This is a genomic window from Paenibacillus sp. Y916 (assembly GCF_056786435.1).
This window is the reverse complement of sequence record NZ_JBXCJA010000013.1, coordinates 25,403-38,999: the sequence shown is the minus strand read 5'-3', so window position 1 is coordinate 38,999 and position 13,597 is coordinate 25,403. Positions and strand designations below refer to the sequence as shown.

The 13,597-nt window shown below is 38.4% G+C and carries 17 protein-coding genes; all 17 read left to right on the top strand.

Translation table 11 applies throughout. The features are described from left to right. Positions 1–117 precede the first annotated feature (117 nt). The 17 genes from AC1TO9_RS20620 to AC1TO9_RS20540 all read left to right on the top strand — a co-directional run bounded on the left by AC1TO9_RS20620 (position 118) and on the right by AC1TO9_RS20540 (position 13,334). On the top strand, positions 118–339 hold the full coding sequence (locus AC1TO9_RS20620) for a hypothetical protein (RefSeq protein WP_482057351.1): 222 nt from the start codon (positions 118–120) through the stop codon (positions 337–339). Positions 340–679: 340 nt separating this feature from the next. Then, positions 680–1,372: a response regulator transcription factor gene (locus tag AC1TO9_RS20615; protein ID WP_482060362.1), complete on the top strand. Its 693-nt coding sequence runs from the start codon at positions 680–682 to the stop codon at positions 1,370–1,372. 109 nt (positions 1,373–1,481) lie between these two features. Then, a complete protein-coding gene (locus AC1TO9_RS20610; protein ID WP_482060361.1) occupies positions 1,482–2,393 on the top strand; it encodes an ABC transporter ATP-binding protein in 912 nt (303 codons plus the stop codon). Then, a complete protein-coding gene (locus tag AC1TO9_RS20605; RefSeq protein ID WP_482060360.1) occupies positions 2,386–3,123 on the top strand; it encodes a hypothetical protein in 738 nt (245 codons plus the stop codon). Before AC1TO9_RS20610 ends, AC1TO9_RS20605 begins: the two co-directional genes overlap by 8 nt. A 30-nt stretch (positions 3,124–3,153) precedes the next feature. After that, positions 3,154–4,056, top strand: a complete 903-nt coding sequence (locus tag AC1TO9_RS20600; protein WP_482060359.1) for a sensor histidine kinase — start codon at positions 3,154–3,156, stop codon at positions 4,054–4,056. A gap of 47 nt (positions 4,057–4,103) precedes the next feature. Beyond that, a complete protein-coding gene (locus AC1TO9_RS20595; protein ID WP_482057346.1) occupies positions 4,104–4,382 on the top strand; it encodes a hypothetical protein in 279 nt (92 codons plus the stop codon). Positions 4,383–4,542: 160 nt separating this feature from the next. Further along, the gene (locus AC1TO9_RS20590; RefSeq protein WP_482060358.1) at positions 4,543–4,746 is read left to right on the top strand and encodes a hypothetical protein; all 204 of its coding nucleotides are present in this window, start codon (positions 4,543–4,545) and stop codon (positions 4,744–4,746) included. A gap of 223 nt (positions 4,747–4,969) precedes the next feature. Then, a complete protein-coding gene (locus AC1TO9_RS20585) occupies positions 4,970–5,086 on the top strand; it encodes a stalk domain-containing protein (protein ID WP_482060442.1) in 117 nt (38 codons plus the stop codon). A 31-nt stretch (positions 5,087–5,117) separates the two neighbouring features. Next, on the top strand, positions 5,118–6,104 hold the full coding sequence (locus AC1TO9_RS20580) for a phosphotransferase (RefSeq protein WP_482060357.1): 987 nt from the start codon (positions 5,118–5,120) through the stop codon (positions 6,102–6,104). 594 nt (positions 6,105–6,698) lie between these two features. Next, on the top strand, positions 6,699–6,887 hold the full coding sequence (locus AC1TO9_RS20575) for a hypothetical protein (protein ID WP_482060356.1): 189 nt from the start codon (positions 6,699–6,701) through the stop codon (positions 6,885–6,887). A gap of 123 nt (positions 6,888–7,010) precedes the next feature. Then, positions 7,011–7,634 (top strand): DJ-1/PfpI family protein, encoded by a 624-nt coding sequence (locus tag AC1TO9_RS20570; RefSeq protein ID WP_482060355.1) that lies wholly within the window; start codon positions 7,011–7,013, stop codon positions 7,632–7,634. 40 nt (positions 7,635–7,674) lie between these two features. Then, a complete protein-coding gene (locus tag AC1TO9_RS20565) occupies positions 7,675–8,097 on the top strand; it encodes an HXXEE domain-containing protein (protein WP_482060354.1) in 423 nt (140 codons plus the stop codon). Positions 8,098–8,347: 250 nt separating this feature from the next. Next, positions 8,348–8,611 (top strand): histidine kinase, encoded by a 264-nt coding sequence (locus tag AC1TO9_RS20560; protein ID WP_482060353.1) that lies wholly within the window; start codon positions 8,348–8,350, stop codon positions 8,609–8,611. Positions 8,612–8,948: 337 nt separating this feature from the next. Beyond that, on the top strand, positions 8,949–9,437 hold the full coding sequence (locus AC1TO9_RS20555; RefSeq protein ID WP_482060352.1) for an NUDIX hydrolase: 489 nt from the start codon (positions 8,949–8,951) through the stop codon (positions 9,435–9,437). Positions 9,438–9,460: 23 nt separating this feature from the next. Continuing rightward, a complete protein-coding gene (locus AC1TO9_RS20550; protein WP_482060351.1) occupies positions 9,461–9,982 on the top strand; it encodes a shikimate kinase in 522 nt (173 codons plus the stop codon). A gap of 832 nt (positions 9,983–10,814) precedes the next feature. After that, positions 10,815–12,479, top strand: coding sequence for a M20/M25/M40 family metallo-hydrolase (locus tag AC1TO9_RS20545; protein ID WP_482060350.1), 1,665 nt, complete (start codon positions 10,815–10,817; stop codon positions 12,477–12,479). Positions 12,480–12,797: 318 nt separating this feature from the next. Then, positions 12,798–13,334 carry a GNAT family N-acetyltransferase gene (locus tag AC1TO9_RS20540; protein ID WP_482057339.1) on the top strand — a complete coding sequence of 179 codons (537 nt, stop codon included), beginning with the start codon at positions 12,798–12,800 and terminating at the stop codon, positions 13,332–13,334. Positions 13,335–13,597 lie beyond the last annotated feature (263 nt).

Genomic DNA, 13,597 nt, shown 5'->3' with positions numbered 1-13,597 from the left:
TCAATCCGTTGACACGAATGTTATCACGAGCATAATCGTAACCAGCTTGACGAGTTATCTTTAATAGGGTGTCAACAAAATACAACTCAAACAGAAAACATTAGTACAAAAGCAGATATGGAAGGTTTTGTAGAGCCAGAACCATCAGATTGGGTGAAATATTCGAAGCCTGCAAGAGAGTATATGTACTATAGAACACAAGCCGTAGTTAACAAGGATATAAATATTCTGTGGGATAAGTATCCAAAGCTAAAAGATAATATTGACCGTAAGCAAGGAATTAATATTGAGAAAGATGAGGTTGAGTCCTTAAATCAAAATAAAAACTATCAACGATAACGAAATGGTAATTCTTGTTCATGGTAGTATTATATATTTGAGGGATGATTTCGATGAGTCAGGAGGGGATTATTTAATAAAACTCTTCTTAGAACATAAGGAAAATCATTGGACAGTCGTAAAAACTGACGAATACACTTTACCAGAATATAAAGAATGGGTTAAAGAAAAGAAATAGATATAAAAGGTAGGTACACTGCTCCTCTAGCTCCCTATGTTGATAAATGTACCCATGATTATTATTGGGTGCTTGCTGATGTATAGTTCGATAATTTACATAGTGTGAATATATGAGGTTTTATGACGAATATTTAATGATAATAGTTGGAGGTAGACAATAGTGGATTACTCAAATATAAAAGTATTAGTGGTGGAAGATGATGCAGATATCAATACTCTGTTGTGCCGTATTCTCGCGGATGTAGGGATTATCACCGTTCCTGCGTTCTCTGGAAGTGAAGCTTCACTCAGACTGTCACTGGAAGAGTACCAGTTGGTGCTGATAGATTTGATGCTGCCTGGAATACCGGGGGAGACGTTGATTGCAGAGATTCGGAAACAATTCACGATACCGATCATTGTCATTTCTGCGAAAAGTACGCTTGAAGATAAAGTTATGCTGCTGCGGTTAGGTGCAGATGACTATATTACCAAACCATTTGAACCAGAGGAGGTCTTGGCCCGGGTTGAGGCGCAACTCAGACGTCTTCACTATGTACATACAACGAACAATAGCGAAGGGATCATGCAAGTTCGTGAATTGATCATGAATAGGGATAGGCATGAAGTTACCTTAGCAGGCCAACTGTTGACCTTAACCAATTATGAATTTGATATTCTGGCGTTACTCCTGTCGAGGGCTGATAAGATTTTTTCGAAAAGCGAGATTTATTCGAACATCTGGCAGGGTACTTATCTGGGTGATGACAATACAATTAATGTTCACATCAGCAATCTACGTGCCAAGATAGCCACTCTTACCGAAGAGGAATACATCCGGACCATATGGGGGATCGGCTTTAAAATTGGTTAGTTTCAGTTACTTTAGGTTTTCTTTAGGTTTTGCTTAAGGCTAATTAAAACGGACCACGATACAATGAATTTATCACAAGAGCAAGGGGGATTTAACGATAATGAATTGTATGTTAGAAATTGAGTCGCTAAGCAAAACATATGGGGATTTTTATGCGCTTCAAGATGTTCATTTGAACATTGCTACAGGTGACATTTGTGCCGTGATTGGCAAGAATGGAGCGGGCAAAACTACCTTATTCAAATGTATTACCGAACAGGTTTTTCAGACTAAGGGTACGATCTCTTTTTACGGAAAAAGTGATAGGGTCGAGGTGAGACAAGAACGCCGGAAGATGGGTGCAATCATTGAAGAACCTGCTTTCTTCCAAGACTTCACGGCACGACAGAACTTGGAGTATTATCGTCAACAACGGGGTATAGCGGGTAAATCCTCGATCGATCAGGCACTGCGCGAAGTGAATCTTATGGATACGGGCAAGAAGAAATTCGAGTCATTTTCCATGGGGATGAAGCAGCGGCTGGGGTTGGCGTTGGCCTTGATGACACATCCCACGTTTCTCATCCTGGATGAACCAACGAACGGCTTAGACCCGGAAGGAAAGGCTGAAATCCGCCAACTCCTTCAACGTTTAAATCGCGAAAAAAATGTGACGATGCTCATTTCTAGCCATGTGTTGTCTGAGCTGCAGAGTATTGCGACTCGGTATATCTTTATTGATCAGGGACGAATAATCCAAGAATTGACGGCAGAGGAACTGATTAATAAGACTCGGAAAACCATCGAACTGGTTGTGAGGGACAGTAGGCAAGTCGCACCGATCTTGGAAAAAAACTTTCCGGATATTCCATATCAAATTCTGCCCAATCATCACATTCAGCTGTTCGGTGGTATAGATATGACAGATCAGATTAATCGTGTACTCCATAACCACAATGTTGCCGTGATCTCGCTCAATATCAAGGGGGAGGACTTGGAAGAGTACTATCTAAGTCTACTTGGAGGTGAACGAAATGCTTAATGTCTTGAGAGGTGAGCAGTATCGTTGGATACGTACCAGAAGTTATTATTTATCGGGATTGATATACATTCTGCTCATGGTTGCAGCCACCATCATATTAGGGATATTCGATCAAATTGACCCAATTTTCCCATATGCAAATGAAAGATTCCTTTACAGTAACGTCCTTGGCATGATGGGGTTTGTATTCGTCTTACTCTTCATATTTCCTGTCATTCTATTGGGAGAAGACCGTAATGTGCTTAAGAATACACTAGCTTACGGCTACAGCAGGCAAACCATTTATACCGCAAAACTGCTCGTAACGTTAGCTGGATTTATGGTGTTCTCTCTGGTGTTAGTTGGTATTTCCATTCTGCTAGGATCCAGCCTATTAGATAGGAATGACGAGAATGCATTAATAGATTATTTAGCGACATTAATTAACCTGTTACCCATCATGATTACTGGTGTAACCACATATTTCTGTCTGGCATCCATAATGAGAAAGAGCTCGCATCTTGTTATTGCGTTCCTGCTCATCTACTTACTTCCGTATTATGTGCTGGGAAACCTGCAAGGTAGATTCACATGGGTACCGTGGATATATAACCATCAACCTATGTATTATCTATTCAATGCTTATGGTGAGGTGTCTTATGCCGCTTGGGAGCCATGGGCGGTTGGGGGAATCTACACGCTGTTCTTCTATGTGCTTGGATTACACCTGTTCAAAAAACAAGAGTTCTAATCACTATTAAGCTAAGGAGGAATAAGAAACATGCAACAAACTCTCATTATTTCTACTGCGTTGCTCGCTGCTGTGTTTCTTATTCCCTATCTACTGCAGCGTCAGAGCATTGCAAAAGTACGAAAGCAACTTATGGATATCGACAATCACCCCACTCATAACATCAACGTAAAGATGCCCCTTCCAGGACATGAAATGGAACAACTAGTAGTTGCGATCAACCAGCAGATCGAACAGCGCCAAAAGGAACGGGTAAGCCACTTATCCAGAGAACGTATAATCAAGCAAGAAATCGCCAACATATCTCATGATTTACGGACACCTCTCACTTCCATGCAGGGTTACGCAAATTTGCTTAAAGACCCGTCGGTTCCGGAAGCGGAGCGCCATGAAATTATGGATATTATCCTGCATAAAATGGCTGTGATGAACAACATGGTGGAGTCGTTTTATGAATTGTCCAGTATCGAATCTGGAGACTACCCCTTGGAGTTACAATCCATCTATCTCTACAGCTTACTTAGTGAAGTGATTCTTGCATTCCACAACGATTTGGAGCGTAAGAACATTACAGTTGAGTTGAACTTAGATGAATCAGTGCGAACCTTTTTGTTGGATGAAAAAGCAATGATTCGAATATTTTCTAATGTATTGCAGAACATTCTCCGATATGCTACAAGCCAGCTTACGATCTCTCTATTCGAACAAGATCACAAAGTGATGATCATCTTTGCAAATGATACTGATGTAATCCATGAACAGGATCTTCCCAAGCTATTCGAGCGAACGTATACCCGTGATCCCTCCAGAGCAAACGGCCAGCTTGGACTCGGCTTATCCATCGTGAAGCAATTGGTAGAGAAACAAAAGGGAAGCATTGAAGCCGTTCTTGTGAATGGGGAGTTTCAGTTGGTGTTCGCTTTTGGGGAATAGGTATCAAATGGAAAAGGTCCACTTATCAAGTTTTTTCATTAACAGGGATGAGACTTGGTGCTCATGCTGAGTTCATATGTATGCCTGAAAATGCCTCGGTAGTCATAAAACCAACGAATGCGAACTATGAGGAAGCCGCTACGATTCTTTTTGGGGGAACCTCAGCCTTATATTTTGCCATGGATGGTATTGTCACAACTCGGAGGCCATGCAGTTTCGACCGAAATCGCGGCGGCGCTTGCGCTGCATGTATGACTAACGGGCTGTTTAGTGGATTAAAATACGGGTCTGTAAAATGGTTTATAAATGTTAAGTTTGATAAATAAGAGGGGGGATGTTATTGCATCCAATAACAGTAATAGAAATCACAGCGTCGGTTGTATTTGTCATTTTTATTTTTGTTATAGCATTACTTTTACCGAATAAGGTTAGGAAAATTAGTTTAATTATCAAGTATCAAAAAAAACAGAACAACTTAATCAATATTTGGAGGAAAAGTACCCTAATCAAGAGTGGAAAATTAGTCGACAAGTAGGTAGACAATATAACCCTTATCACTTAGAAGTTAGTTTTAAAAATGAAAAAGGTTGGACTTATACCTATTCAGTAGTAAATGAAGAAAATATTTACCAAAGTGTTTGGGTACCACCAGGAGGCAAGTTTCCAGATGAAGGGAAACATTATGAATAACATTGTCTTGTTCAGCTCACGGAGAACGAAAGTTTAGTGCCAGAAGTGCTGCTGCACGGTAGCCTTTTCTCAACTAACAGACAGGGAAACATGCGTCTAATTTATCATAATACACGATTGGAGGAGAACGAATGAAACGTATTTTCAAAATAGGACTTGCTGGGGTTCTGCTTACATCCGTATTTAGCGCAGGGGCTTTGCAGCAACAGTAGCTCCTAAAGTCATTGTTCATGGCAATATCGTTCAAAGCAGTGCAGCACCGAAAATCATTGATGAATCAGTCTATGTACCACTTCGTTCAATATCGGAGGGCCTTGGTAAACGACATCACAGCAGCTAGGGTGTATACGGAATAACTAGGAGTTGACCAAATGGAGACAATATTAACAGAGGAAATGATCTTGGATGACATAATGAAAACATTTCATCGTTTATTCGGTTTGAATGTAATTGAAACTACTTCAATAAAACGAGGATGGTTAAACTTAAAATGGAAAGTTACGACTGATGCAGGGGAATTTTTACTTAAACAGATCAACAAAGAAAGATATAAATTATATAACCGAGAGGAGCTATTGTTTGCATTCTCTCAACAGATTAGATTGTATGAGCAAGGACTAGCGTGCCCCAAAGTGTTATCACAGAATGAAAGTGTTTTGCTTGAATCTGATAATGGAGAACTCTTCATGGTGATGGAATATTGCCTGGGAAAACTAATTCCTCCAGGTAAAACCAATGTCCATCAAATATACGATTTAGGTCGAGCAACAGGAAAAATGCATCGATTGTTAAATGACGGGACACTTGGCATTAAAGAGAGTCCGCAATTTATTCCTCCTAGCCGAGAGGAGCGTTTAGCACATTGGAACTCAGTCTGGGAAAAGACTAAGGAAGTTGGTAAAACTGAGTTGCTTGTTGATATAGAATCTCAATTTAAAGCTACTGAAGAAATGAATATGGAAATACTCGATTTACTTCAAACAGGATGGGCACATCGTGACCTCTGGGTAGATAATCTTTTATTTAATGATAACGGATTAACTGCAATCCTAGATTTTGATCGACTAAAGTATGACTATCCGCAACTTGATGTTGCTCGTGCTGTGATGTCATGTGCCTTAGATGAAAATTTAGATGTCTCCCTAGCTTCGGCGTTTATGGAAGGGTACCGTGAGGAACGCAACGTGGTAGAGGGTTATTTAACAGTTTCATTACAGTTGTTGTGGTATATGGAAAGCACATGGTGGATTAATACTAACATGGATCAACATAGTGTACCGCCAGCTCGCTTCGCAAAGGAAATGATTTGGCTTGCTGAAAGTCAAAAAAATATGTCCGCTTTGTTAGGAAATATTTAGATAACACAATACAATGAAGAGGAAAAGAATATACATTAATACATAACAGTTCGGGTTCCAAGGATTATGAAAATTGCAGCAAAGCTAAACTTATGGTCTATGATATTAATGTTGTCCTGCTGGGTAGCAATTTTTATACCTCTGCCATCAATTCCATTTAATCGACATTACGCCATCTTAAGTGCGTCGATTATTGTGTTCTTTTTAAGTGTGATGGGTCTAGGAGGGATAAAAAATTGGAGATCAGCCTCTCGATCAACATTTGCAATTCTCGGTTCTATTGCCCTAGTCATATTCAAAATTTGGTTGGTAATCGTGGGAAGCCTACTATCTTAATCAGACAAATGTTAGTGCTTTGTTGTTAAGCTCCCATGAAAATTAAATTAGCTCAAACCCTGAAAAAGAGCATAATAAAGTAGACCCAGAATAACACTTTTTAAAAAAAGGCTGAGCCTCTTGAGTAATCATATAGAGATTGTTAGATCTTTTAAGCACAAAAAACATCATAGACAACAAACAAAAAGGCAAGGCTGGTGCAACAACCAAAAAGGATTAATCTCCCATGAGTGCTACCCATATAGGGTGCGACATTCTGTGATGAACCGTGGTGGTCGGAGTCAGACTAACGGTTGGGCTCTATGGCACCATAGCTTATCGACCTTCTTCGCCAGCCGTACAAACAGTATAGACAGTGGTATCCATTTTCATCCTCTGTGGTGCAGCGCTGCTCTTGCGCTGCATGTATGGCTAACGGGTATAGGGACGCACAGGGCTCCACATTAAAAAGATTAAATATTTCTTATTGAACTAAAGCAGCAGTTTAGTTCAATAAGAGGAATTATACAACTGGTGTCGAATTATGCAGATAATGGCGTGAAATTAAGATACTTTTTTAAGGAGATAAAAATGAAAAAGAGAAAAGTAGGCATTTTACTTTATGATTATGTTGATATTTTAGATTTTTCTGGTCCAGCAGAGGTTTTGTCATTAACTTCGAACAGTAAAGCTGAGCAGGCATTAACCCTCTACAAAAAAGATTTGTTACCTACGAGACCATTTGAAGTATTTACTATTACAGAAAATGGTATGCCGATCAAAACACATTCAGGAATAAAAGTAGATCCTGATTATGGAATTGATATTCATCCTGAATTAGATATCCTAATAATTCCCGGTGGCCCTTTAAGAGCTGTACAATCTATAGCTAAGAATAAAAAAATTCAAGAATGGATAACAAAACATAAAAATATAGAATATATATGTTCAGTTTGTACAGGTGCATTTATTTTAGCCGGAAGCGGACTGTTAAATGGAAAAAGGGCTACGACTCATCATTTAGCATTAAAAATACTACAAAAAAAATATCCTAACATTCGAGTAGTATCGGAAAGCAAAGTTATTCAAGATACTAATCTCATAACTTCTGCAGGCGTTTCTTCAGGCATAAATATGGCACTATATCTTGTAGAAAACATTATTGGAAAAACAGCAGCGATTCGAATTGCTACAACTATTGAGTTTGAATTATAAATCCTTTTATAACTATCTTTTTGAGTAAGGAGAAAATACAATGTTTCAGCTTGAGTTAAATAATGCAATTTGGTTATTCGTTGTAATCTTCATGCTACATGATTTTGAAGAAATAATAGCTGTTGAGAAATGGGCGAAGAAAAAGGAAAGTAAATTGAAGGATACTAACAAAAGGATAGACAGGATGATTTGGAACTTTTGGAATGTAAATTCATATTCTTTTGCAAAGAGAGATGTTTTTATTTTTCTTACAGTATCAATTATAACTTTCGTTAAGATCCAAAATTCCGAAAGCCCTTTGGTTTTTGTTATGTATCTTTCATTCTTAATATTTGTGTTAATACATAATTTAGCACATGTCTTACAATCAATTTTACTAAAATCATATACACCCGGTCTATACACAGCTATCTTCTTAGTAACTCCATATACAATTTATTTGATAAACCAATTAACATTCTAAAAATAATTGTACCTAACCAAAGTCGATTTTCATTAAAAAAATAGGGATAATCTTCAACTAATGGGTGCTTCAGTTAAACATGACCATCATTTCGATGGTCTATTTTTATATACAAAACATCAAGAAGATTTCGACGATCAATGTGAAATGTTACACTTAAACTAACGGAGCAGTTTAGTTTAACAAGAAGTAAAACTTTTTATGATAAATATAGTCAATTGTAGAAAAGAGCAGAAGAGGTGAAGTAATTGTGTTAAGAAGATATTTGAGTATTATTTCATTGTTATTGTTTTCTTTGTTCGTTATTTTTGCTTTTATTACACCAATTGTAGTGGACGGAACCTCGGAAATTGGGGACATTGTGGTCATTTCATTAATAATAGCCTCATTTTTAACTGCATTTTTTAGCCAAAAGGGGAAGTTAAGAATTTTTGCTTTAATTGTTTCCTTGATTCCAGTGCTTTTTCTATTAGGATTAATTTTACTTCCGATATTTTATTTATTAGAGCAATAATCGGGTACGTTCTTTGTAAGAAGATTGTGAAGTTATTGTACTTCAACTAACGGGTGCTTTAGTGTAACAACAGTATTGCTTTTCTTGTTAAACTCCCATGAAAATAAATCTGCAGTTACTGTAACCTTCCTCTCCCAGCCATAGTAGCAGTATTAACAGATATATCCATTTTCATCCTCTGTGGTGCAGCGCTGCTCTTGCGCTGCATGTATGGCTAATGGGCAGTTTAGTTCAATCGTTTCGTGAGTATATTCAAGCATATGAATTCACGAAAGCAGGAAAGTACAGGAACTATGTGGAATATATATACAACTATACCGTATTAGGAGGTCTTGAAATGGCGTTTCCGACACATATTGTATCGGCAGGCGGAATTGTAGAAGATGGAAATGGAAATATCCTATTAGTAAAAGCCCATGACGATGGTTGGGTGTATCCTGGTGGGATAACTGAAGTTGGAGAAAACCTGATTGATGGCGTAATTCGTGAAATCAAAGAGGAAAGTGGAATAGACGCTACTGTTAGCCATTTAATTAGTGTTGTTTCGAATACAGCGATCCATAAGTGGTATGACGGTGTGACTGATGTTCCTACGAAGGTCATGTTTGATTTCGTGTGCAAAGCTGTGGGTGGAGAGTTAGCTACTTCTGATGAAACGAGCGATTGCAGGTGGGTTCCAAAGGAAAATGTTCTGGATTTGATTACTTTACCCGCAATCCGCATGCGTTATGAAGCCTATTTGAACTTTAACGGCTCTGTGAATTATATAGAGGTTGTCCCTGCGACAACGTCAGAATGTAACGTCAAACTTCATAGGCATGTTTAGTTGTATGAGGGCAATGGGAAAAAGTGAGGGAGAATATGAATATAGTTCTCGTAGGTATGTCAGGTTCTGGAAAAAGCACTTTAGGTGTATTACTCGCTAAAGCTATTGGAATGAATTACGTGGATACGGATATCGTCATTCAGCAACACAAAGGTAGGTTATTGCAAGAAATTATTGATAATGACGGCATCGAAAAATTTATGCAGATCGAAGAAGAAACTGTGTCGGAACTTCAACTAAAAAACTGCATTATATCGACAGGTGGAAGCGTTATATATTCTGAAAAGGCTATGACTGCCCTTAAACAATACGGTCAGGTCATTTATTTAGATGTTTCATTTGAAGATATTGAAAAGAGACTAATAAACGTAACAACCAGAGGAATTGTTATAAAGAAAGGCAATAGTCTTAAGGACGTTTACGAGGAAAGAGTACCTTTATACATAAAGTACAGCGATAAAACCCTTGATTGCTCTAATAAGGATATAGAACAATGTGTAGGTGAAATTATTGAACTAATACAAAAAGGGCATGAGAATGATTAAGCTAACGGGACACGATAGCACAGCAGTGGAACCGATCCATCGCTTGTTTTGCATTGCTGGAAATCCTCTCAGCTAACGGGCAGTTTAGTTCAGTAACGAAGGAGCAATAAATGATAATCTTGAAAGCTAGGCGGGATTCTAAATATGTTTAAACAAATTCTAGGTGTGGGAATTTTTTTTATTGCTATTTTGCTTATGTGCTATTATTTTGTAGAAATTAGTTTTATAAAAGCATTACAGATGGCATCCTTAATTACAATTCTACATGTTATTATCCTTTCTATAGATAAGCACTACAAGAGGTTAACTAATAAGTTATGAGCACTTGAAAAAAGTAACCTTACACACTTTATGGAACTTTATGTTGAATATGATCCGTCTGGAATTACAATATCTAAAAAGGGAAAACGATTTTTCAACAAAGTATCTGCAAAACTTAAAACAGCCTTGTTCAACTAACTGGCAGGTTTGTGAAATAAACTTCTAATTTGTAAGGGGAAATTTAATGGGTAGTAAAATTGGATTAATTTGTATACTCCTCGGCTTTTCTCATATGATTTTAAGAATATGGCTAGTTGAAACTGAAAGATTGGAAGTATCTAAAGGGTTCGAAACAATATATTGCTTCAATTATTGTACTAATCATTGGTGTAACTTTAGTTTATTTTCTTATCTAATGATTAGTAGAAGTTCACATTCGATGGTCGAGCAATCCCTCGTCCATTACAACTAACGGGCAGTATCGATAAGATATCCGAAACGTACAAGTGGTATAAGGTAGAGGCATCTGCACACTTAAGTAGAGGAATTTAGAGAGGTTGGGAGAAGAGCTATGAACCATCATCAATTTGAACAACTCATCCGAGAACAACATAAAGTGAAATACACAACAACAAAATGGGTAAATAGAATCGGTATACCAATCATCATAGTTGGTGCTATTCTAATAGGCCTACTGCAAATTAAAGCTCCAGAGCCTGCGGATTTGAATGCACCGCCAGATTCGTTCTCAGCGGCACGTGCGATGGAGAAGCTCCAAGTGATCGCAAAGGAACCTCATCCTATTGAAACACCTGAGCATGATAAAGTGCGTGATTATCTCAAATCAGAGCTTGAAGGACTTGGTTTAAGTCCTGAAGTTCAGAAGGCCTTTGTAACAAACGAATGGAGTGGGCATAAAGCTACCGGAAATATTGAAAATATTATTACGAGAATTCCAGGCACCGATAATAGTAAAGCGGTCATGATTGCAGGTCACTATGATTCTGTACCTACTAGCCCGGGAGCGGCAGATGATGGTGCGGCTATTGCTGCTATGTTGGAGACGGTGCGTGCTTTACAAGTGTCTGGGCCGCTAAAGAATGATGTCATTTTGCTCATGTCAGATGGAGAGGAAGCAGGATTGCTGGGAGCAAAAGCCTTTACGGATGAGCATCCATGGGCTAAAGACGTTGGACTCGTGCTTAATTTTGAAGCGCGCGGGAACAAAGGTGAGTCGTTTATGTTTGAGACGAGTGAGCAGAATGGCTGGATGATAAAAGAGTTTTTGAAGGCAGCCCCACAACCGCTTGCTTATTCACTGCTCTATAATGTGTATAAACTAATGCCTAATGATACAGACCTGACGATGTTCCGTGAGGGAGGATTAGCGGGACTAAACTTTGCCTTTGGATCGGGGCTAGACGCTTATCACCAGCCAATCGATACACCGGAAAATCTGGATCAAGCCAGCCTGCAGCATCATGGGGAATATATGCTTAGCTTGACTCGACACTTTGGAAGTTTGGATCTGACTCATGTGGAACAAGAAGACCGGGTGTATTTTAACGTTATCGGTTGGAATGTGGTTAGTTATCCAGAGTCTTGGGCGACATGGTTCATGACATTAGGTGCGCTGTTATTTGCCATAACCGTGTGGCACGGAATGCGCAGAGGTCGTATTCATCTGAAAGGGATGACAGGTGGATTCCTGATTACCTTGCTGAGTTTAGGAATTATATACGGTGTTATTACACTTTTATGGAACGTATTAAAGACAAACGTATCCGAAGATGAATATATTTCTTTACTGCTAAATTCTCAAATTAGTTTGTACTATCTTCTGGGATTATTGATCTTGACGATCGCTATATCTTTCCTCCTCATACGTTTAATTTCAAACTATATTCGTACAGAGAATCTTTGGATCGGCGCATTGTTCCTATGGCTTTTACTCTGCATTGTGACTACGTTTAATCTGACTGGCGGTAGCTATTTATTCACATGGCCTCTTATATTTAGCTTGATCGGCATAAACCTGTCCTTCCGGAATCGTGAGGGTGCATGGACATGGATATCGGCTGTATTTGCGACGGCAGGTTTTATTTTATTAACACCGATGATCCGGCTCGTGAATGATATGATGACGCTCGATTTAGCAGGAATACTAATGACAGCTTCAGGGTTAGTGTTCTCTCTAATATATCCAGTGTTTTGTAGAAGGAATACTGGCTGTTGATCTGCCTAACGCTTTAAGGGTTGGGCATAGAAGAGGAATCCGAGTGAAGACCGGGCAGAAGGTCAATTTTAGTATTTGGGATGGAGATAATGCAACTGATCACCTAAACTGATTTGAGTTCCAAAAGGAAATAGAAAGAATGATAGTGAGACAATAAGGCATTCTACTGGCGGTGCCATTGAGCTAACGTGCAGGATAATTCAAACTTCAATACAAAACAAATTAAATGAAATATACCCTTGTTTTAGTTCTCTCGCCGCCCTAATATGGTAATGAATGGTCGGTATTCTTAGAGGGTCAATTTCATAGGGGGATATTATGAATAATCTAACAATCGAATTGTGCGAACGTAAAAACAAATTTATCATCAATAACCTGTACCCGCTGTACTTACACGATTTAGCCGAAATTCGGAATGAACTGCCCAATAAATATGGTGTTTTCGAGGATGATGACAAATATCATACACTTGAACAACAAATACCTGTATTTGATATATGGTGGGAAAAAGAGGGGGTTCTGTTTCCTTATCTAATAAAAGTCGATGGATTACCAGCAGGATTTATCTTGGTTACAACGCCACCCTATTTGTTTGATAATTGTGACTTTATGATAAACGAAATATTTATTCTAAGACCTTATAGAGGTAAAGGAATAGGCGAAAACAGCGTAAGAGAAGTTTTCAATTTACATCGAGGAAAATGGATGCTTTTTACTACACCAACGGATAAGAATTTGAACACTATAAGTTTCTGGAGAAAAACATTATCTGGGTATACAAATAATCAATTTACTGAAGAAGATAAAGAACTGAATGATGTCGGATTCTCGAAAGTTTTTAAATTCAATAATTAAGTCGGATACATTGGGGAATAGAGGCTCGAAAAAGATACTGGACAGATAGAAATTATCTACTATTTGCGATATTAGCGAATGTAAGAAATCGATATAATTCTCAACTATCTCACTGCCAAAGGGACTGCTCCATTGAACTAACGGGACACGAGAGTTAAACAAATAAGGAGTAGACCTGCCGAGGTATCTGCTCCTCTTTTCTATTGAAGTAACGGGCAGATTAATTCAATAGTGAGTCTAGCATCTCTCCTGAAATTAGGTTA